This is a genomic window from Candidatus Nomurabacteria bacterium (assembly GCA_023898525.1).
Taxonomy (GTDB): Bacteria; Patescibacteriota; Minisyncoccia; order Phycocordibacterales; family UBA918; genus OLB19.
The window spans coordinates 279,476-302,079 of record CP060227.1 but is presented as its reverse complement, the minus strand read 5'-3'; the positions used below and the strand labels follow the sequence as shown (position 1 = coordinate 302,079).

Annotated in this window: 15 protein-coding genes; 8 read left to right on the top strand and 7 right to left on the bottom strand. The window is 41.5% G+C overall.

Translation table 11 applies throughout. The features are described 5' to 3' along the window. Window positions 1–10: 10 nt before the first annotated feature. On the top strand, window positions 11–3,679 hold the full coding sequence (rpoC, locus tag H6779_01300) for a DNA-directed RNA polymerase subunit beta' (protein USN88066.1): 3,669 nt from the start codon (window positions 11–13) through the stop codon (window positions 3,677–3,679). Window positions 3,680–3,786: 107 nt separating this feature from the next. Here rpoC and H6779_01295 read toward each other — a convergent pair whose 3' ends face one another. Beyond that, window positions 3,787–4,719 (bottom strand): IS30 family transposase, encoded by a 933-nt coding sequence (locus H6779_01295; GenBank protein ID USN88065.1) that lies wholly within the window; start codon window positions 4,717–4,719, stop codon window positions 3,787–3,789. Between the two features lie 210 nt (window positions 4,720–4,929). Here H6779_01295 and H6779_01290 point away from each other — a divergent pair, with 210 nt between their 5' ends. From H6779_01290 to H6779_01280, 3 genes are all read left to right on the top strand, one after another. After that, window positions 4,930–5,262, top strand: coding sequence for a hypothetical protein (locus H6779_01290; GenBank protein USN88064.1), 333 nt, complete (start codon window positions 4,930–4,932; stop codon window positions 5,260–5,262). A 498-nt stretch (window positions 5,263–5,760) separates the two neighbouring features. Then, on the top strand, window positions 5,761–7,518 hold the full coding sequence (gene dnaG, locus H6779_01285) for a DNA primase (protein ID USN88063.1): 1,758 nt from the start codon (window positions 5,761–5,763) through the stop codon (window positions 7,516–7,518). Between the two features lie 55 nt (window positions 7,519–7,573). Further along, a complete protein-coding gene (locus tag H6779_01280; GenBank protein ID USN88062.1) occupies window positions 7,574–9,016 on the top strand; it encodes a sigma-70 family RNA polymerase sigma factor in 1,443 nt (480 codons plus the stop codon). A gap of 325 nt (window positions 9,017–9,341) precedes the next feature. On the opposite strand, the gene H6779_01275 is transcribed toward H6779_01280, so the two are convergent. Continuing rightward, window positions 9,342–10,046 carry a hypothetical protein gene (locus H6779_01275; GenBank protein ID USN88061.1) on the bottom strand — a complete coding sequence of 235 codons (705 nt, stop codon included), beginning with the start codon at window positions 10,044–10,046 and terminating at the stop codon, window positions 9,342–9,344. A 265-nt stretch (window positions 10,047–10,311) separates the two neighbouring features. Between H6779_01275 and H6779_01270 the strand changes: the two genes are divergently transcribed. Beyond that, window positions 10,312–11,244 (top strand): IS30 family transposase, encoded by a 933-nt coding sequence (locus H6779_01270; protein ID USN88060.1) that lies wholly within the window; start codon window positions 10,312–10,314, stop codon window positions 11,242–11,244. Between the two features lie 90 nt (window positions 11,245–11,334). Here H6779_01270 and H6779_01265 read toward each other — a convergent pair whose 3' ends face one another. Then, window positions 11,335–13,422 (bottom strand): sodium:proton antiporter, encoded by a 2,088-nt coding sequence (locus tag H6779_01265; protein ID USN88059.1) that lies wholly within the window; start codon window positions 13,420–13,422, stop codon window positions 11,335–11,337. A gap of 173 nt (window positions 13,423–13,595) precedes the next feature. Continuing rightward, window positions 13,596–14,549: a hypothetical protein gene (locus tag H6779_01260; protein USN88058.1), complete on the bottom strand. Its 954-nt coding sequence runs from the start codon at window positions 14,547–14,549 to the stop codon at window positions 13,596–13,598. 125 nt (window positions 14,550–14,674) lie between these two features. On the opposite strand from H6779_01260, the gene H6779_01255 reads away from it, so the two are divergent. Beyond that, window positions 14,675–17,695 carry an ATP-dependent helicase gene (locus H6779_01255; GenBank protein ID USN88057.1) on the top strand — a complete coding sequence of 1,007 codons (3,021 nt, stop codon included), beginning with the start codon at window positions 14,675–14,677 and terminating at the stop codon, window positions 17,693–17,695. A 51-nt stretch (window positions 17,696–17,746) separates the two neighbouring features. Here H6779_01255 and H6779_01250 read toward each other — a convergent pair whose 3' ends face one another. Beyond that, the gene (locus tag H6779_01250; GenBank protein ID USN88056.1) at window positions 17,747–18,541 is read right to left on the bottom strand and encodes a thioredoxin domain-containing protein; all 795 of its coding nucleotides are present in this window, start codon (window positions 18,539–18,541) and stop codon (window positions 17,747–17,749) included. Window positions 18,542–18,622: 81 nt separating this feature from the next. Between H6779_01250 and uppP the strand changes: the two genes are divergently transcribed. Beyond that, window positions 18,623–19,432, top strand: coding sequence for an undecaprenyl-diphosphatase UppP (uppP, locus tag H6779_01245; GenBank protein USN88055.1), 810 nt, complete (start codon window positions 18,623–18,625; stop codon window positions 19,430–19,432). Window positions 19,433–19,925: 493 nt separating this feature from the next. Next, window positions 19,926–20,648: a hypothetical protein gene (locus tag H6779_01240; protein USN88054.1), complete on the top strand. Its 723-nt coding sequence runs from the start codon at window positions 19,926–19,928 to the stop codon at window positions 20,646–20,648. Window positions 20,649–20,738: 90 nt separating this feature from the next. Here the strand turns inward: H6779_01240 and H6779_01235 are convergent, their stop codons facing one another. After that, entirely contained in the window at window positions 20,739–21,308 is a 570-nt protein-coding gene (locus H6779_01235; protein USN88053.1) for a ribonuclease H-like domain-containing protein, read from the bottom strand. Beyond that, entirely contained in the window at window positions 21,308–22,573 is a 1,266-nt protein-coding gene (gene hisS / locus H6779_01230) for a histidine--tRNA ligase (GenBank protein USN88052.1), read from the bottom strand. The genes H6779_01235 and hisS overlap by 1 nt, the downstream gene beginning before the upstream one ends. Window positions 22,574–22,604 lie beyond the last annotated feature (31 nt).

Below are 22,604 nucleotides of genomic sequence, written 5' to 3'. Positions count from 1 at the left end.
AATAAATAATATGTCTACTAAAACATCATCATTCACCAAACAAGCTCCGGCTGCTCCAACTAATTTTACTGAGATTAGTTTGCGCTTAGCTGCCCCGGAGACCATTCTTGATTGGTCACACGGAGAGGTGACAAAGCCGGAAACTATTAATTATCGTACCCAGCGTCCAGAAAAGCATGGTCTATTTGACGAACGTATTTTTGGTCCGGTTGAGGACTATGAGTGTTCGTGTAAAAAGTATCGAGGTATCCGCTACAAAGGAATCGTCTGTGAAAAATGTGGAGTGGAAGTGACTCGTGCGATTGTACGTCGAGAACGAATGGGACACATTGATCTTTGTATTCCAGTGTCACACATCTGGTTTTTGCGTGGTGTACCAAGTCGAATCGCCATGATTCTCGGTATTACTGCTTCTGCGGTAGAAAAGGTTATCTACTTCGCCGGATACATCATCACTAAAGTTAGTGAGGAGGATAGAGCCCGTTTGCTCAAGGAGCTAGACACTGAATACAAGACCAAAGTAAAGTCTCTACAAAACGAAGAAGCCAAGGAAGCTCTCAAGTCTCGAATGGAGGAAATGCGTCGTGAGATTGAAGGAGTTAATCCTGGAGTGGTTCTAGATGAGTTAACTTTCCATCGCTATTCAATTAAGTACAGTACTTTATTTGAAGCTCGAATTGGAGCGGAGGCAATTTATGACTTGTTTAAGCAGGTTGATCTACCAAAGCTTTTGGAACAACTAGAAAAAGAACGAGAGACAGCTGGAGCCATGGAACGAGCTAAGCTTGATAAGCGTCTATCGCTAGTGCGCGGTATGATTAATGCTGGTGTACGTCCGGAGTGGATGTTCTTGGTACGTATTCCTGTCATCCCACCAGCGATTCGTCCGATGGTAGCCCTTGAGGGTGGACGTCACGCTTCTTCAGACCTAAACGATCTTTACCGTCGAGTAATCAACCGTAACAACCGTCTTAAGAAATTGATTGATATTCAGGCTCCGGATGTGATTTTGCGTAATGAAAAGCGTATCTTGCAGGAAGCGGTTGACGCTTTGATCGACAACTCAATCCGTCATGGTGGCGGTGCTTACTCAGCCATGAGTCAAGCTCAACGTCGTCCTCTTAAGTCATTGTCTGACTATCTAAAGAGTAAGCAAGGATACTTCCGTCAAAACCTACTTGGTAAGCGTGTAGACTACTCTGGACGTTCAGTGATTGTGATTGGTCCGGAGTTGGCACTTGATCAGTGTGGTCTACCTAAGCATATGGCACTGGAGCTTTTCCGACCGTTTGTGGTGGCTGAACTATTGAAACAGGAGTTGGCTTATAACATTCGTGGTGCTGGCCGCTTGATTGAAGATGGTGTGCCAGAGGTATGGGCGATTTTGGAAGATGTTATTAAGAGTCGTCATGTACTTCTAAACCGAGCACCGACTTTGCACCGTCAGGGTATTCAGGCTTTTCGGCCGGTATTGATCGAAGGTAATGCGATTCAAGTGCACCCACTGGTTTGTCGTGCTTTCAACGCAGACTTCGACGGTGACCAGATGGCGGTACACGTACCTTTGTCAGAAGAGGCACAGTTGGAAGCTAAAGAGATTATTTCAGCTAACAAAAATATTCTTAAGCCAGGTTCAGCTGAGCCAGTGGTTTCTGAAAAATTGCTTGATATGGCGCTTGGTGCCTACTGGATGACAAAGATAATTGAAGGAGCAAAGGGTGAAGGTAAATTCTTTGCCTCACCAAATGACGCCATCAATGCTTTTGATTACGGGGTTATTGACTTTAGGGCTAAGGTTAAGGTTTTGGCTACTGATACCGAAAAATACCAACAGTTTGAAGGTAAGATTTTTGAAACTACAGTGGGGCGTTTGATCTTCAACAGTGTTTTGCCGTCAGACCATCATTTTATAAATGATGTTGTGATTCAAAAAACTCTCTTCACAGTGATTATTGATATCATTGACTCTCGTGGCCCAGAAGCGGTACCACCGATTGTCGATAAACTAAAGCGTCTTGGTTTACGATACGCTACTAAGTCAGGTGTGACTTGGGGTATTGATGAAGTGAGTGTGCCAAAAGAAAAAACAGCAATTTTAGATAAATCTAGAGCTGAGGAATTGTCTGTTATTGAGGCTTATGATGAAGGTCTGATCTCGCGCGACGAACGCCGCCGTATGATTGTAGAAATCTGGCACCGTGCGAAAACTGAAATTGAGAAAGCTTTGCCTGAAACATTGGACGAAAACGGGTCGGCTTTTGAAATGTGGAAGTCTGGGGCTAGAGGTTCACTAGGACAGATTGCTCAGATGGCTGGTATGAAAGGTTTGATTGTAAACACTCGTGGTGAGACAATTGAATTCCCGATTCTTTCTTCAATGAAGGAAGGTATGTCTCCGATTGAGTACTTTATTACCACTCACGGTTCTCGTAAGGGTCTGGCTGACACCGCTCTCCAGACCGCTAAGGCTGGATATTTGACTCGCCGTCTCTTCGTGGTAGCACAGGACGCGATTGTAACTGAGTCAGATTGTAAAACTAAGCAGGGTGTCAACATAAATCGTATCTCTGCTTCCGGAATTGAGATTGCTTTCTCAAAGGCTATTAAGGGTAGAATCTTGGCTGAAGACGCGATTGATACTAAGGGTCGAGTGATTTTCCCTAAGGGACATCTACTTACTCGTCTTGATGCAATCGCAGTTGAGGAGTCAACTTGTGAGTCGGTGGTGGTTCGTTCACCAATGACTTGTAAGACACTGCGTGGTGTCTGTCAGCACTGTTATGGTATCGATCTTTCAACCAACCAACTGGTGGACATTGGTGAGGCGGTAGGTACGGTAGCAGCGCAAGCGATTGGTGAGCCGGGTACTCAGCTAACTATGAACACCAAGCACGCCGGAGGTGCAGCTTCTCAAGGTGGAGACGTAACTCAGGGTCTGCCGCGTGTGGAAGAAGTATTTGAAAAACGTCAGCCAAAGATTCCGGCTGTGGTATCTAAGTGTGAGGGGCAGGTAGTAGGTATTCGTACTGAAGGACGAGAGAAGGTGATAGTGGTGGCTCCAGATATGACGGCTAAGGGAGCGCCAAAGAAGAAAGATAATATCGAGTACGAAGTACACTATCGTCGTGTGGTGGCGGTATCGAAGGGTGACACTGTAAAAGCTGGTCAGCTACTAACTGACGGATCAGCCCTACTGCCGGAACTCTTCAAGTTTGGTGGACAAGAAATTACTCAAGACTACATTATTTCTGAAGTAAACAAGATCTACGAACTTCAGGGTGTGACCATTGCTCGTAAGCATATCGAGTTGATTGTTAAGCAAATGATGTCTCGAGTAAAAATCACCAGCTCTGGCGAAAGTCCATTTACTGTTGGTGATGTGGTAGAGGAGTGGATTTTCGTTGAAGAAAACAATAAGTTGAAAGAAGCTGGTAAGGAAGTAGCTAAGGCTGAAAAACTTATCCTTGGTATTACCGAAACGTCACTATCACGTAAGAGCTTCTTGTCAGCTGCTTCTTTCCAAAACACTACTCGCGTCTTGATCAACGCAGCGGTGAAGGGAAGTCATGATAATCTCGCGGGACTAATGGAAAATGTGATTATTGGTAAGCTTATCCCAGCTGGTTCTGGCTTTGAGGGAAGCAGGAAGTACGAGATGATCGAAAAGATGGAGAAGTAAAATAGAATTATAGAGGGAATTTGAAGAAGAAAGAGCGGCGCCGTAGGCGCCGCTCTTTCTTCTTCAACCTCACAATTCTTGAATCACCACCCTAATTGCACAGACCATCACTTCCAAAATATCTGATGTGGAGACTTGAAATTATGTCTCTTTCTAGGACGATGATTTATACGACGAACCGCTTCAGAAAGTTCTTGTGGAGTAATGGTGTTGAAATCCAAGTCTTTCGGAAAATATTGTCGAAGTAGCCCGTTAGTATTTTCATTGGTACCACGCTCCCAAGAGTGGTATGGATAAGCAAAGTACACAGTCATACTCGTTTGTTTCTCAAACCGTTCCCAGTCACTGAACTCGGTACCGTTATCAAAGGTAGCGGTCTTTCGTTTGTTTTTGGGTATACGCCTGAATTTTTCCACCGCCAGTTTAGTGAGTAAAGTAGCATTTAATTTTGGCAGAAGATACGCAATTAGATACCCGCTTCTGCGATCAACGAAGGTGACAATACGTACTCGTTTGTCTCTTCCCAGCATAGTATCTCCCTCCCAATCTCCCAAACGGGAGCGACGTTCAATAATGGGCGGTCGTTCATCAATACGACGTTTCTTGGCTCTTTCACGAACTTTTTCACGTATTTTGGTGCCTCGTTTGCGCCGATACTTGCCTTTCTGAGAACGAAGAAATTGTTTAAGGTGTGGAGCTCGTTCGTTAATGTATCGGTAGATAGTGCTCGCAGAGATGTCATCACGTACTCCGACTATCTGTTCCGGTGAGTAGTGTTGTTTTAATAATCGTTTCACTTCTCGTAATAATACTCCTTTGAGTATTCTAGTACCTTCCATAGCAATGATACGTGCCTGTTTTTTCTTTCTGCGAACCTCGCGAGCATCGTATCTATCCCGACCACCATACGCTTTAATATGTCTATTAACCGCACTTGGATCTTTGTTGATAATGTGCGCAATCTCCACTCCTGAGTATCCCGCTTTGAGCATACGTGAAATAACCGGCCAGTCTTCCGGTCCTATTTGTTTGTGTGACATACAAAAGCAGTATGTATGTCATCTTGACCTGTGCAATTAGGGTGCAAAGGATTGTGCAATTAGGGTGAGAATTCAGGATTTCCCTGTTGACAACAACTCTATATTGTGCTAGTTTTACCGCGCACTACATACAGTATTATTATTGTATGAGGGGTGTATATTTTTTAAACTAAAAGGAGAAAAACATGTTTTTTCTAGGTACAAGTGGTAATGACACAATACAGACATCACTACCCAAAAAAAACATTTGATGTGGTTGTTGCGGGTCGTGGGAATGACAAAATGATATCCAACGGGGGTGGAGACATGCTTTCTGGCGGCGACGGATATGACACTGCCTTTTTGTATTCCGACTCTGGATTTTGGCTAGTGTTGGAAAAATATGGTATTCCTCAAGTAGCCAAACATTTTGAAGATGGAGATAATATATACAAGGACACACCAAATGACTACGTGTTTTTTGATTCAACGGAAAATGTTGTAGGGCTGGCTGGTACTCCTGTTTTTGATTTTGAAATAACAGAATGGGGTGTGGCAATTTAAGTACACCCACATTATCTTTTGTAAACATAAAGCCGATGCACAGAAAGAATGTGTAGTCGGCTTTATTTTTTTTATACTACAAAGCCATTTTTCGAATTGTTTTAAAATTCAAAATAAAAACAGCCGGTTTGCGCGAAATAATATGCAAACCGGCTTTTTTACAACATCCATAATCAACTTTTGTCCTTACACAGAAAGCTCCCCATAATTAAGACAAATCCAATAGCTACCATTCCAATTGGTATGGTAATGTTGTCAGTGTACTCGGTTGATATTAAAGTCAAACCAAAAATAAAAAATATAGCAACCAGTCTTAACCAAGTAGCAAAGCTAATTGTGTATACAAAAGTCGTTAAAGGTTCAAAATTGTACATACCAGACCTCCAAAAAAGTTAAACCAACCACCAATATATCAATAAAAACAGGGAAGTAAAGGGAAAAAGTCAAGGTTTGTGCATCGACTACAAATTTCGCGTATAATGCACTCAATACAAAACTATGAGTGATACTGTTCAGCAAATCAAAGACCGTCTCAACATTATTGATGTGATTTCTCCCTACGTGGAGCTTCATAAAGCCGGGCGACATTTTAAAGCGCGGTGTCCTTTTCATAATGAAAAAACCCCATCTTTTAACGTGTCACCAGAGCGTGGAATGTATCATTGTTATGGTTGTGGCGTTGGTGGTGATATGTTTACTTTTATCCAAGAAATTGAAGGGGTAGATTTTAAAGAGGCTTTAAAGATGTTGGCTGATAAGGCTGGGGTTCCGTTGGTACCAGTATCGCCACAGAAAAAGACTGAGCAGGATCGCTCTTATGGGGTACTCGAAGAAGCAACTGTTTTTTATGAAGCTTCTTTACGGGAAAATACTGAAGTACAGCAATACATTTTAAAGCGCGGAGTGTTGGCCGCTACAATGGCGACGTGGCGACTAGGCTTTGCGCCCGGTCCACCGGAAGCTGGTTGGCGCGCGGCCAAAGAATATCTAAGTGGTAAGGGGTACACCAAGGATGAGCTTTTAAGGGCTGGTTTAATCAAAGGTGGAGAGGATGGTAAAGAGCCATATGATGTATTTCGTAAGCGGGTGATGTTTCCGATTTTTAATCAGGGTGGGAAAGTGGTGGCTTTTTCCGGGCGGACAGTAGAAAAAGGGGATGATATACCCAAGTATGTAAATTCACCGGAGACAGAACTATTTAAGAAGTCTGAAATACTTTATGGTTATCATAAGGCTAAGCATGGTATTAGGCAGCTTGGTTTTTCCTTGATAGTAGAGGGGCAGTTTGATGTAGTGATGAGTCATCAAGCTGGTTATAGCAATACTGTAGCGGTCTCGGGGACGGCTCTGACGGTGGAGCATGTGCAACTACTTGAGCGATTGTCGGACAAAGTGGTGTTGGCACTTGATGCTGATAAAGCTGGAATCGCTGCTATCAAGAAAGCGGCAGATTTGATGCTTCGTCGTGGCTTAGACGTGAAGGTGGCAGTAATGCCGGAGGGAGCTGATCCGGCTGATATGATTTTGCGTGACCCGAAAGAATTTAAACAGATTGTTGGGAAGTCAGTCCATGTTATTGAGTTTTTGTTATCAATTCTAGCTCAAGCTAAGCTTGAGGAGCGAACCTTTAAGTTGAGAGCTAGAGAGGAGGTTTTGCCCTACGTTTTGCTTCTGCCTAATAGGATTGATCAAGATCATTTTACTATCAAAATTGCTGAAGCACTTGGTACAACCAAGGACGCTGTTCATTTTGAGTTGGAGCGTTTAAGCGAATCGGCGGAACATTCAGCTAAAGTTGTTCCGAGTGTAAATCAAGGTAAAGTAGTATCAAAAAAAGATGTTGGTGCTAACGGAGAAAAAAGAAAGGAAACACTATTAACTTATCTGCTGGGGGTATTACCACTTTTTAAACCTGAGGTCACAGAGCGTTTAGTAAAAGAAATTGAAGTTAATACAGAATTATCCTTAGTAGAAATTGAAAATATTATTCCAAAGTCAGAGTTAGCAGAGGTAACTTTTCGTATGGAAGCGGCGCTTGACCAGTACCCGCGCAAGGTTTTTGAGGACGAGGTTGTCCATGCTTTTAACCAACTACGAGAGGTGATGATTAGGCAAAAATTGCAGATGGCTAGAAAAAAGATCAGTGAAGCGGAAAAAGAGGGTGATACTGAGACGGTGGCTAGTAGTATGAAGGAGGTGGGGGAACTGCAATTAGAGCGTCAGAGGGTCCCGTATGACCAAACTCTCATACACTAAATAAGTGTATTAAGCTACTAGACTATTTGGTTTTTTTATGTATAGTTGTAGGACTATGGCTATAAAAGCAAGTAAAAAGACAACTAAAACAGCAAGTAAAAAAGCGGCCAAAACCGTAAACAAAACCAACAAAAAAAACACAGTAAAAAAAGCTCCTACCAAAGCCAAGACACCGGCTAAAAAAGTGTCTAAAAAAACTGACAAGACTGCTACCAAAGTAGCTAAAAAACCGGTAAAAAAATCAACGGCTAAACCAAAAGCTAAAGCTAAGGTGGTAACTAAAAAACCTGTAAAAACTAAGACTAAGGCTACCAAAACAACTAAAGCAGCCACTAATAAAACAACCAAGTCGACAGCTAAAAAACCAGCAGCTAAAAATCCAACTAAGGCTACTAAAAGCGCGAAGAAAAAGACCTTGACCAAGAGCGAGAGGATTCTCGAGCTAAAGGCGGCCGAGTTGATGCAGATGGGGCGCGAGCGTGGTTACATAACTTACGACGAGCTACTTCGCTCTTTTCCTGAGATAGAAAAAGACATCGAATTCTTAGATGTCTTGTATGAGCGTTTTTCAATTGCTGGAATTGATGTTTTGCAAAGCGGTGGAATGTTGGGTGAAGATCCGAGTGTTGAAGTAATTGCTCAAAAAAACGCTTTCAAGCGTAGTGACAGTAGCTATGATTCTATCCAAATGTATTTGCGAGAAATTGGGCAATATCCACTTTTGAACGCCCATGAGGAAAGAGTATTGGCAAAGAGAATTGTCGAAGGGGATGAGGAAGCGAGAAATCTTTTGGCTCGCGCCAACTTACGTCTAGTGGTATCGATTGCGAAGAAGTATGTCGGACGCTCACCGGATCTGACTTTGCTAGACCTTATTCAGGAAGGAAACCTAGGTCTTTTCAAGGCGGTAGATAAGTTTGACTTTACCAAAGGCTTTAAGTTTTCTACTTATGCTACTTGGTGGATTCGTCAAGCGATTACTCGTGCGTTGGCCGATCAGTCTCGTACGATTCGTATTCCAGTCCACATGGTAGAAACTATGGCTAAGTACAAGCAGGTGTCACGACGTCTATCTCAGGACCTTGGGCGAGAACCAATGCCGGAAGAGATTGCTACTGAAATGGGGGTAGAAGTAGAAAAAGTGTATCAGATCGAAAAAATTAGTCAGGACACTATCTCACTTGAACTTCCGGTCGGTGATGAGGATGATCGGTCTCGACTTTCTGACTTTATTTCTGACGACAAAATTGTGTCTCCAGACCAGGAGGTGGCACATAGTATTTTGACCGACCAAATCACTGAAATTTTAGATACTTTGTCAGAAAAGGAAAGAAAGATTCTCGAAATGCGCCATGGACTTTTGGACGGTACTTACCATACCCTTGAAGAAGTAGGTAAAGAATTTGGCGTGACTCGTGAGCGTATTCGTCAGATCGAAGCGAAGGCTTTGGAGAAGATAAGGCAACATGAGAAGGCACGCAGACTAAAATCCTACTAAAAGTAGGATTTTAGACATTAGATTTTCCCTGGTAAGGTCAAATCTAATGTCTGCGTGCACACTGAAATTATAGTCATCACTAAAGTGACTCCTTAATTTCAGGGCACGTAGACCAAAATCGTACTAAGGTACGATTTTTCTTCAATTTTTCACTTAGGAATGTAAAAAATTGAAAGGTCTCGCACTAACAAATTATAGTCAGAGCTCCGCTCCTCCTAATTTGTATGGCAAGGAGACTGAAGTCTTATTACAAAACCTATAAAAATATAAAATAACGCCCTACAGAAAATGATTGTAGGGCGTTTTTGAATGATTGTTCGGTTTTTTATGTAGACAGGCTAGGATGCTTTTTACTTCCCATAAGTCCGTTAGATATTATGAAAGAATATTTAAGTACAATAAGAAGTGTTAAGAACAGTGCTCCATTCATGGTTATATGGTTACTTAGTTCGTATCCTGCTTCAGATAGAATGAGTAAACACATGCAACCTAGAAATCCACCGATAATTATGCCTGATACTACGCTGGTAGAAACTGAACAGGGTTCTCCTTCGACATCTACTTTAGCTCGTGTAAACATTATTACAAAAAACGTGAGTATTCCACAAAATATTGCGGAAGCAATGCTTGAATTAATGCCGATTATTGCTCCAACCGCAGTTGCTATGGTGCTCGGTTTTCTCAGGGGGTTAACGGTTGCGGAATCTAGATATCCAGACAATAATGAACAGAAAATCAAGATTATTATAATTATGCCTGTTTTCATGCCAATACCATATTGATTGTTGGTACTTGGTTCCACAACAAATGAATCTTGGTCTTTGTTGTATGTTAGCGACCAGGTTGTGTGCTTTGTGATCCCTGGAAAAAAACTAAAACCAGTTATTTTTTTATAAGAAATGGATTCCCCAAACTCTTTTGCGGCGTTTATGTGTCTCATTGTCAGTATTGCAGTGGCAGGTAACTGATCGTATCCCTCAATTTGATATGATCTTATTATTTTTCCTGTACACTCTTTTTGAATGTACATGCCTGTTAACTTTGAAAACTCTGAACAGTCATGGATTGTTTTGCTGTTGCTGCTGTTGTTGAAAAAACAACAGCAAAAACAACTAATAGGCTTTTAAAGTACTTCATTGTCTCTCCTTAGAAAAGATGTTATTCAAATTATCCTATTACGTAGAATATGATATATCACACATAAGTCAAGGTTAACTCCCTGAATTCTCACCCTAATTGCACAATCCTTTGCACCCTAATTGCACAGGTCAAGATGACATACATACTGCTTTTGTATGTCACACAAACAAATAGGACCGGAAGACTGGCCGGTTATTTCACGTATGCTCAAAGCGGGATACTCAGGAGTGGAGATTGCGCACATTATCAACAAAGATCCAAGTGCGGTTAATAGACATATTAAAGCGTATGGTGGTCGGGATAGATACGATGCTCGCGAGGTTCGCAGAAAGAAAAAACAGGCACGTATCATTGCTATGGAAGGTACTAGAATACTCAAAGGAGTATTATTACGAGAAGTGAAACGATTATTAAAACAACACTACTCACCGGAACAGATAGTCGGAGTACGTGATGACATCTCTGCGAGCACTATCTACCGATACATTAACGAACGAGCTCCACACCTTAAACAATTTCTTCGTTCTCAGAAAGGCAAGTATCGGCGCAAACGAGGCACCAAAATACGTGAAAAAGTTCGTGAAAGAGCCAAGAAACGTCGTATTGATGAACGACCGCCCATTATTGAACGTCGCTCCCGTTTGGGAGATTGGGAGGGAGATACTATGCTGGGAAGAGACAAACGAGTACGTATTGTCACCTTCGTTGATCGCAGAAGCGGGTATCTAATTGCGTATCTTCTGCCAAAATTAAATGCTACTTTACTCACTAAACTGGCGGTGGAAAAATTCAGGCGTATACCCAAAAACAAACGAAAGACCGCTACCTTTGATAACGGTACCGAGTTCAGTGACTGGGAACGGTTTGAGAAACAAACGAGTATGACTGTGTACTTTGCTTATCCATACCACTCTTGGGAGCGTGGTACCAATGAAAATACTAACGGGCTACTTCGACAATATTTTCCGAAAGACTTGGATTTCAACACCATTACTCCACAAGAACTTTCTGAAGCGGTTCGTCGTATAAATCATCGTCCTAGAAAGAGACATAATTTCAAGTCTCCACATCAGATATTTTGGAAGTGATGGTCTGTGCAATTAGGGTGGTGATTCAAGCTCAAAGAGGTATTGGTATTAGGCACTTTTTGTTTTGTGTTCTTTTACTCAACGTAAGATTTAACTTTGTTTATTTTCACCCATTTCCTCCGATAAAGTAATAAATAACTTCGGGGTTATCAGTCCACGTTCGTATAGTTCATGCAAGACATTTTCTTGTATCTTTTCTACACCGTGAGTGGCTAGTTCAAAAGCCAATTTCTCATATCTTTCTGTGTGTTTGGTGGCGGTAGCTTCCATTTTTTGTTCGGAATTTTCTTTGAAGGTCGTGTAGAGTTTTACCACGTGAGCCAAGGCTTCTTTGGTAAAGATATGTTCGGCGCTTGGTTTGTCTATGGCCGTAAGTTCCTTTAGAGCTTTGCGAGAAATAATAGCTTGCGCTCGGTAGTACATATATAACTCATCTACAGTTTGTTCCTCGGTATTTTTACCAATTAACTTATAGAAGAAACCTTCCAAGCGGTCGAAGACATCTCGCTTGTCGGTATGGAGTGTCATATCTGGCGCTAGGTTGCCACTTTCAATCGCCTCAAGTTGTAGCTGTAGCTTACCGGTCAGTCTCCTGTACACTCGTTCGTTGACTTCGTTGTGATGATAGAGTTCTTTTAGGTATTTTTTCTCAATACCAATAGCGTACATGCGAAGGGCGCGAGTAGAGAGTTCTTTTGTATCAGGGGAGCATAATTCTTGGCAGGCTTCATCGTATTGTTTTTGGTGTTGTCTGGTCAGCTCATTGGCTACCTTATCTTCTATGTAGCCGCGGTTTTGGTAGACTGCTATTCTGTCGTTTACTTCGTGGTGTATTAGAGCGCGAGCCTCTTGAATTTCTACTTGTTCTATATCTGTTAGTTGGTCAAGTTTTAATCGGTTCATAATTCGCTGCATGGTCGTAGCTTTGATAAATAGGGTAGCAAAGATACAACCAACTGTTAGTGACAAAAGGAATTCCTTAGGTGTCATGTTAAGATTCCAGCCGGCAACACTTAGATTGTCTGGTATCATCAGTACCATTGTTACCGCTAAAGCACCACGTAGCGATCCCCAGGATAGAAGATGTTGCCAAGAAGTTGGTACTTTTCTTTCTTCCGGTATAAGTTGATTATACAAACCGACTGTCGGATAAATTGAAATAGCTCTAGCAACCGCAACCACAACAATGGTAGCTGCTACCACAGTCATCATGTTTAAATCGAGATGTAAGACTGGTACGGCTAACATACCGATCAAGATAAAAATTAAAGAGTTAGCTAAAAAAGCTAATTGCCCCCAAAGTTTTTCGACAAACTCTTCAGCTTTCGGGTGAATTTTGCTACGTCCATAATTACCCATTACCAGCGAAGCGATGGTGGTGGCGATAATTGGTGAGAGCGGGAGCTCAAAGCCCATAAATGATAGATAATGAGATAATATCTCCGCTAGAATAAAAGTGGTATGGGCTAAAACTATAGTAAGAGTAATACTGGCCACTTCGTTCTCCTTAGCGTAACCAATCAGTTTGGTGAAGATTAATCCCATGAGAACACCAAAGAAAACACCACCTATCATCATTGAGGTGAAACTAACGGTACCTTCTAGAATGGTTTCGCCACCATGAAAACCGGAGCTGGCTATGCCAAGAAGGACTAGGAACAAAGCGACAGCGGTGGCATCATTGAAAAGACTTTCACCTTCAAAAATGAGAGAAAGTCTTCGTGGGGCACCAAATTCTTTAAAGAGAGCTAATACCGCCACTGGGTCGGTGGCTGAGATTAGTGCACCAAACAGTAGAGTAACTATAAATGGTGCATGGAGACCTAAGAGTAATAACAGATAGTATATTGACGTACCAATAATTAAGGTGGAGATAAGAAGTCCAACCACAGCCAGAAGGACAATAATTCCGGCGTCGTCAACAATGCGTCTGATATTTATGTTATAAGCTGACTCAAATATAAGAGTAGGTAAGAGTAGGAAGAATAGTAGTTCCGGTGTGAATTCAAATTCAGTGAAAAATTCAAAGAAAGAAAAATGTGAAATCAAACCAATAATAAGTCCAACAATCACCAAAAATACAGTGTGGGGAATGCGGAAACGTTTAGCCCAGAATATGGCCAAGCTGGAAATACCAAACATAGCAAAAATGGCTAAGGCGGCTTCGGCTGTAAGCATAAAGAATATATTAAATTTAATCCTAAATAGGCGGACAAGCCTATAAATAAGCCTAGATTATGCTCTTCTAGGAGGTAGATGTCAATGGAATTTTTGCACCTGCACGATAACTATCTGTGGTAAGGAAATAAAAACAGGATGGATTTTTCTTTTAAAAATCCATCCTATATTTATTAATCTAGAAACCCATTTATTTTTTCAGCAAGTAAACGAATTTCCGTTTCTGACCCGATTTCGTCATCACAGGCTACATAACATCTTAAGTTAAAGTATTCTGTAAAATAATTAATTTTGACCTCATCATCAATGGCTCTAATAATTTTTCCTATTCCAAACCAATAACGATAATGTTTTGATAAAAATTCTATTATAGTACTAAAAGTTATATCTATGTTTTTTATCCCTTTACTTTGTATCAGTTTTGCAATTAATTCTGTGGCAACGTATAACTCTCCTTCTGATAAGGGAAATGCTTTTGGTTGATACCATATTCTCCCTATCATAATTGCTGTCACGTCTTCACTAGGCGAAATGTTTTTGTGTAATAGTGTTATGGCCACAAAATAAGGAAAGAGTTTGATTACCGCTTCTTGCTGATCAAAATTCACCTTTTCACCATTTTGACAAATAAGAGTTAACTCTCTATCTGTCTCTATGGATCGTCGAAAACTTCTTAGCCTCGAAAGTGCTTCTTGGTCTATTTCCTTTTCGGTTTGATAACAATTTATGATACTTCTTATGGTACTAATATCGAGTGTAGTATCCTTCCTTTGTGCTGAAAAGACAGATAGACGATTCAGTCCTTCATAGTCATTTTCAAAAACCCTGTTTAGAATCAATGATTGAAACTGATCTTGTATCAATGTAGGATCAATTCTTTTCAGAATCGGAGCAAGGTTTTTGGAATTTTTGTAAAGTAATGACTCCAAGAGTTTAAGTGATACTGTGTAACGAATTTTCCTTGGGAGCCAATCTAGCAATTCTCCCACTTTGCACAAAAGCAAAATGTTGTCGCCTTTGAAGCTTTGAAGTTTTTCGTTAATTAGCCGAATAATAACATTGGTATAAAATCTTAGAATAAAATTTTGTTTATTTGTAAAATCAAGATTGTAAGGTACATAAACCATTACTTCATCTCCTGTAAAAGTCCAAAATTGATAATTTTTAAAAATTATCGCTTAGTAATTTATACTATAAATGCATGATCGTGTAAATGGTAAGTGATCGGTTTTTAAAATGCTATACTCTCACCATGTCAGGAAAAACTAGTGATCAGAAAAAGGAGAATGAAGTGGTGTTTACGGAAGCTTATGAGGGGTTAAATACCGAGCAGAAAAAGGCGGTTGATACCATCGAGGGCCCGGTGATGGTAATCGCTGGGCCGGGTACCGGAAAGACGCAGATTTTGACTTTACGAATCGCTAATATCCTTAGACAAACTGATACTAAACCGGAAAATATCCTCGCCCTTACTTTTACCGAGTCAGGGGTGCGGGCGATGCGGACGCGTCTGGCTGGCTTTATCGGCTCTGATGCTTATCATGTGCCGATTCATACTTTTCATAGTTTTGCTGGGGAGATGATCCGGAAGTACCCGGATTCGTACCAAAATATTGTTGGCGGTCGGCCGGCGTCTGACTTGGAGAAAATCATGCTGATTGAGGACTTGCTCGAAAACGGTGAGTATAAGCAACTGCGCCCACATGGCGACCATACCTACTACGTCAAACCGGTCTTAAATGCTATCTCAACTCTAAAGAAAGAAGATATTTCACCGGATAAGTTTGCTACTCATATTGAAGGGCAAATAAGTCGACTAAATGACATTGAGCAGTATCACACCAAAGGCGCGCATAAAGGTAAGGTTCGTGGTGAATACTTAACTGCCGAAAAATTCTTAAACCGCAATCAAGAACTATTATCGCTTTATCGTCAATATATTTCAGGATTGAAGGCAGCGCGTCTCTATGACTTTGAGGATATGATCTTGGATACGATCGTGGCGCTCGAGAATAATCAAGAGATGCTGTTTGATGTACAGGAGCAATACCAATACATCTTGGCGGATGAGCATCAGGATGTGAATCAAAGTCAGAACCATTTGATTGAACTAGTGGCTTCTTATCATGAAAACCCTAACGTCTTTGTGGTAGGTGACGAGAAGCAGGCGATTTATCGTTTTCAGGGAGCATCACTCGATAACTTTTTATACTTTGAGAATGTCTATAAAGGAGCAACGACTATTTCTTTAACTAACAACTACCGCTCAGATCAATTTATTCTTGATTTGGCACATGAGTGTATAAAGTCAGATGATCCGCTCCTCAAAGACTTACGTGTACCACTGACGGCTTTTAATAAATACGAGGCGGATATAACTAGCCAAAGTTTTTCGCACCGCGCGGTTGAGGATACTTGGCTGGTGGATGAGCTTAAAAAACACCACGGCGCTGGTGTGTCGTGGCAGGAAATGGCGGTGATTGTGCGTACCAACAATGAAATAGAACAACTAGCCACCTTGATGCGTAAAGCCGGTGTACCGGTCTCACCTTCGTCTGATAATGATATTTTGAGTCATCCGATCTTTGTAGCTATCAAGAAACTTTTACGCGCTGTCTTAGATATAAAGTCAGAAGCAGCGTTGGCAGAAGTATTGCAGGCGCCATACTGGGGAATTTCTGCCAGTGATATGGTGGCGATATTTCAAGCGCAGTCTTATGAAAAACCGCTTCGAGAAATTGTTGGTAGTGAAGAAAATCTTAAGGAAGCTGGGGTGCAAAATACAGAATCAGTTTTGAGAATCACCAGATTATTCGAAGAAGCGCGCGGACTCGGTGCGACAAAAACGCCGGCGCAGATTTTGGAATTCTTGCTACAAGAAAGCGGGTTTTTCAACTGGGTTTTAAAGAGCGAGGTCTATGATGCGGTTAGGGTGGTGAGACGTGTGTATGATGAGGTGGAAGCAATGTTTGATAAAAAAGAAGCACTAGACTTGGCTTCAGTTTTAACTCGGTTTGAAATGGGGGAGCGGCATAATATTTCTATCAGTGCGCCGTTTATTGAAATTCATAGTGACGCGGTCGGACTCATGACGGCCCACAAAGCCAAAGGTTTGGAGTTTGAAGTGGTGGTGATACCGCACTTAAATGACAATGTTTGGGGCGCGACCACACGCTCGTCTACCTTTGAGTTGCCAGTGGTAAAGCATGAGGTGGAGGATGTAAAAGCGCAAGCGGAAGATGACGAACGTAGACTCTTCTATGTAGCTTTGACTCGCGCCAAAAGAGTATTAACCATGTCTTACTCTGAAACTAACGGTGAAGGAAAGGACTTGGTGCCGTCACGCTTTTTGGTTGGGATTGAAGGGGAAGTAAATCACAAGGATACAAAAGATTATGAAAATAAGTTTGATCCACTTGGTGGTCTGAGGTCAGTACCAAAGCCGACGATTGATCCGGAGTTTTTGCGGATAGCTTTAACTAAACGTGGTTGGTCAGCTACTTCTTTTAATAATTATCATAAGAGTCCGTGGGAATATATTTATAAAAATGTCTTACGGGTACCAACTATCAAGACTCCAGAGTTGCAGTTTGGTAGCGCGGTTCACTCGGTCTTGGAAAAGATTGTGATCAAAATGAGTCGAGGTGAGAAAGTGGAAGTTACCGAGATAAAAGTATTGCTAGATCAGGTGCTTGGAAAAAGTTTGTTAACTGTCGCTGAATTTACCCGCAATCACGAGCGTGCTTTTAACTCAATTATGGCTTATTTGCCGCACCTTGAAAGTTCGCTCGGTAAGACTTATAAGACTGAGTATTCGCTCAAGGCGCCACTTAAGACTGGCTTGGCAGATTTTCCGGAGGTAATGTTGAGTGGTAACTTTGATCGTCTGGATTTTGCAGAAGATGGGCGAGTGGTAAAAGTGGTCGACTACAAAACCGGCAAACCAAAAACTCGGGGAGTGATTGAAGGTAAGACCAAAACTAGTGACGGTAATTATAAGCGTCAATTAGTTTTCTATGCTTTGCTTCTGTCTTTGCATAAGGATGAAGAATTCCATTGTCGGACCGGCGTTTTGTCGTTTGTAGAGCCGGATACTAAAGGAGTGATACACGAAGAGTCTTTTACTATTCTTGATGAAGAGATAGAGGAACTGAAGGGAGAAATCATCAAAGCAACTGACGAGGTGGTTAGTGGTCATTGTCTTCAAATAGAATGCGATGAGTCAAAGTGCGACTATTGTCACTTAATTAAAACATTTTCTTCAGCAAAGTAAAAACCCAGCCTTATAAGAGGTTGGGTTTTTACTATGAACTTTATACTTTAGTTAAGGGGTGGTTGTGTCGGATTCCCCTGTCTCTTCTGGAGTAACTTCTTTACCTTCTAATTGGTTGAGGAGTGTCTCTACCACACCTTGTATCATAGCGTAGGACTGAGCACCTTCAATCGCTATTTGCTGGTTACCGACAATGACAAAAGTGTGCGGTGTTCCTTTGGCGCCAGCACTAGCTCCGTCACGCAAACTGTCTTTGACAGTATTTTCATGCCGGCCGCTTTTCACACAAGAGTCAAAAGCTGCTTTGTCAGCACCGGCCAACTCTGCATATTCCGGTAGTCGGCTAATGTTTGTGAATTCATTGGTATTGCGTTCATTAAAGATTAGGTCGGTAAAATCCCAAAAAGCATCATCGGAACCGGCTGTTTCATTACCGATTTCACCAACACACAAGGCAGCTTCGGAGATTCTTGGAGCGTTGGGATGAAGTTCGGCTAGTGGAAATTGTCGGTAAACCCAAGCCACTTTACCACTGACTCCGTACTCATTGATAATCTGTTTCATGGTGGTGTGAAATTCCTTACAAAAAGGACAATCATAATCTGAGTATTCAACGATCATAATCGGAGCATTAGGGTTACCTCGTATGTAGTCAGCATCGGTTATGGGTTTTATCTTTCCGTTACCAACGGCTTCGGGGTTATCTTGTAGGGTGGGTCTTTTGTCGGGCTCGCCGCCAATACCGCTAAAGTAGATAGCTAAAGCAATCAGGCCAAAACCGAAGATGATGGCAATGGGAATGGCTGGAGAAGAATTTGATTTGGTGGGTGGGAAAGATGGTTCCATAAAATACTTTTACTTAATAAATTATATTAACTAATTATAGCATGATAAATAATGATTTAGTGTTATACTGTTCTGTGTATTATGGATGTTTTGTCTGCAATTATACTTGGCCTGGTTCAGGGCATAATGGAGTTTTTGCCCGTTTCTTCTAGTGGGCATTTGATATTGGTGAGGGAGGCTTTGTCGGTAGATGACGTCAATCAGTTAGCAATGGACGGAATCTTACACCTTTCTACTACTCTAGCCATAATGGTTTATTTTTGGGGTGATATCTGGGTGTTGATTCAGACTTTTATGAGAAAGTTGGGTAAGTTACCGGTAAATGAGAAGGATTTGACTCTACTTTATGCCTTATTAGTTGGTACTATTCCGGCGGTCTTGCTTGGTTTGCTGCTAGAGCCGCTTTTTGATAAGTATCTCAATCACGCACTGGTCGTGGTTAGTGTTCTATTTGTTTCGGCTATTTTCTTTATGTACGCAGAGTGGCGATATTATTTGAACCCACCGCAAGATACTATCACGGTTAGACGTGGATGGCAGGTTGGTTTATTCCAAGCCTTAGCCTTACTACCTGGTTTTTCACGATCCGGAGCGACTTTAGCGGGCGGGATGCTACTTGGACTGACGCGTTATGAAGCGGCACGATTTTCCTTTTTGTTGGCCATTCCTATCACTCTTGGTTTTGGTACTAAAAAACTTCTGGATTTGTTGGTTATCGAAGGGGAAGTAAACTGGTTGCCGATAATGTTGGGTGCTTCTATCAGTTTTGTAACCGCTCTTATCGTCATTCACTTTTTCTTAGCCTTCATTCGTCGCTATACTTTGTGGCCGTTTATTTGGTACAGCATTGTGTTGTCGTTGACTATCTTTTACTTCACGCTGTTTGTTTAGATAGACTAACTAGAATTAGAGTGATATAGTATTTTTGAATTTTCAAAACTGTTATTTAAGGAGTTAAAACAATGTGGAATGAGTTTGTAGAATGGTTATCAAATATTGGGCCAATTAGTTTTGTAATTTTTGGAGGACTGATAATTGCTGCTTTTTTTCTTGCAGTTATCCTTAAATGGGACCAAAGAAAGCATAGGCGATGGGGAGATAGATAAATAAGGTAAAGAAGTAAAAGGGTGCTGTTGTGTGTAATTTAGCAACAGCGCTTGTTTGTTTTATTCTCATCAAAACAACAAGGAGTGCGTCATCGCCGCTTCTTCTTACAAATATATCTATTTTTGTCGTCGCTTTTACTATTGACGAAACACAATAATGTATGTACATTGTTCTACATAATAAAAGTTTTTTGTAGTTTTTTAAAATTGAAGAAGGAGAAGTAAAAATGATTACTAGACTCAAGACACTAGGCCAGGGAGAGATGTATTTTTTTCTCATGGCAACTGCTCTGTTTGGACCCCTATTTTTACTGATTTCCAAAAATATTTTTGGTCAATATTACGGAGATTACTTGTCATTTGCTCTTTTGAGTGCGCTACTTTTAACCCTCTGCGTGTTTTTAGGTATTTATTTATATGTCCTTTTGCCACTGGCAAAAAAAATTATGGGATATCTAGATAAGTTGGAAAACAGACAGTGTGAGAAGTTGAAGAACGAACTGAGTGAAAAGCTTGACACTCTATATAAGGTTCCTGAAAACAAAACAGGACTTGCCAAGTATCAACTTTACTTATTTCGTGAAAAGCTTTCTACTTTATCAGCCTCAGGATCTAAGTTTTATCTTTCAGATCTTAAATCTCTTAAATATAGGGTACGCGATTTTATTAAAAAACGAGGTGTGACTTTGGAGCTACTGAAAGAAAAGGTGATATCCGAATCGGGTGAAATCTTGGGTGCTGTGACAAAAGCGAATAACGAGATTCTTCGTTTGAGTAGTGAGGGTTGTGGTGAGACAGGCGTAGTCTTGGAAAATATGCAGACCAAGGCTGATAAATTGAGAAATGAGATCATAATCATTTTAACATCAGTGAGCACCAAGGAAGATACTGTGGCAGCATTAGCTACTTCGAGAAAGATTATGAGAGATACCCAAGAACTTCTCTCTGAAGCCAGAACCGTGACTGAGGCGAAAATGATTCATGCTAAATATAAAACATAAAGCCTCTAGGTTTCTTGATGCAAATAAAATCCCCGTTGGTTATAGTGCTGACGGGGAATTTTTTTTATATAAATAGTTTTGTATCTGTGACTAAAAAAGTAACGAATGTGTCATCGCCGCTTCTTCTTTTATAATCCAGGTACTGGTGTCGAGAGGGATTTCGCGCTTGCGGGAGCCGTCTTTGAATTTTAAGTGACCGTGTTTGAGAGCATAATCAAAAATCTTTTTGGTCACTCTTACATCTTGCTCGCAGTATTTTTTGATTTCGTCAATCTTACCTTCACGCCACCAGCGAACGGCTTGGAGACCATGGGCTGATTTTTTGGCGCCCACCGTGGCTTCGGCCACACTATCAAGACGGAGCCTTCGACCGAGTGAGTTCTTAATTTCTTCTAGGAGATCAATGCTTTTGATGTGAGTTAGATCGCCCGGATAGTATTTGTTCAAAAGAGGGATGTCAAAGTGATTGCTGTTATAGCCGACTAAAGCGTCGGCTTTTTCTAAAATCGGCCAAACGGTTTGGAGCTCGTCTATGGAAACAGTGGTGTATTTATCTTCGAGACTATCATAAAAAGTACCTACCGATATATCCATCGTTGTTGGGTCATTGCTACTAATAGCATCTTGGGTCTCTAAATCGAATATTATATAGCGCATCATTATTGGCAATTAGTTATTAGTCCCATTGATAATTCATCTATAGTACCAGTTTTTTCAAGGCCGTCGGCTAGGCTTTTTAAGCAAAAAGTATTGCTATTTATTTCGTCCGGTCCGATAATCATTGTGTACAGAACACCACGTTCAGCGGCGTCAGAGATTTTCTTACCGATTTTTTTGGTGCCGATATCGACAGCTGTTTTTACGTCACGCTTACGGAAAATACTGGCGATTTTTTGTGCTTCTAGGTTAAAAGAATTTTCCAGTGGAATTATCATTAGAGACGGAGCGGTGTTTTTAGCAGAGTCTGGTAAAAGGTTGTGAGTCTCCAGAAAGTCACGCATAGTTACATCACCCATACCAAAACCAACTCCGGCTATCGGTTCGTTGCTGAATAAGTTGGTCAGGTTATCGTAACGGCCACCACCAATCAAGGAACGGTTGTTGGTGCTGGCGGTATCAAAGATTTCAAAGATTGTCCCTGTATAATAGTCGAAACCACGAGCCAGGCTTTTGTCGAAGACGACGTTATTGATTCCTAGTTCTTGAAGGCCGATCATTACGTCGGACTGTTCGTCAGATTTGTCCAGAATGATAATAATTTCTTCTGCGAGTAACTCGTCACCAGTAATGGTGGTGAGTTCGTCACGGTAAGTATCGGTGTCTATTTTCCTGCGTCGGTCATTTAGTCTGGTGATTTTGTCAATTGTCTCATCATCTAAACCAAGAGCGTGGTAGGTGCGCTTCATTAGAGCTCTATCATTGATCCTGATTTCGAACATGTCCGGCGTAGCTCCAAAATCAATTAGAACTTGATAGGCTAGGGCAATAATCTCAACATCAGCCAGATAGTCGTCGCTACCGAAGATGTCGCAGTTAAGTTGCCAGTGCTCGCGGAGTCGTCCGCGCTGTGGTCTTTCATAGCGGAAGAGGTTGGGAATCGAGTACCAACGCAGAGGGAATTTCAACTCTCTTTGTTTTCCAGATACCATCCGGGCGGCGGTTGGGGTCACCTCGGGACGCAAAGTAACCTCTCGGTCACCGCGGTCGATAAAGGTGTAGGTTTGTTCGTTTACAATCTCTTCGTTGGCTGACCCTTTGCTTTTATATAGATCGGCTGGTTCGAGAATGGAGGCGTCATAGCGTTCAAAGCCAAAGTTTTCGGCAGTTTTACTCCAGCTTTTAAATATGTAGCGTTGTATTGCCATGTCGGCCGGGTAAAAATCACGCACACCTTTGTAGGCACCAGTTGGAAGTTTGTTGCTCATAGTGCTTAGATTGTAGGTGAGATGTGGTTGA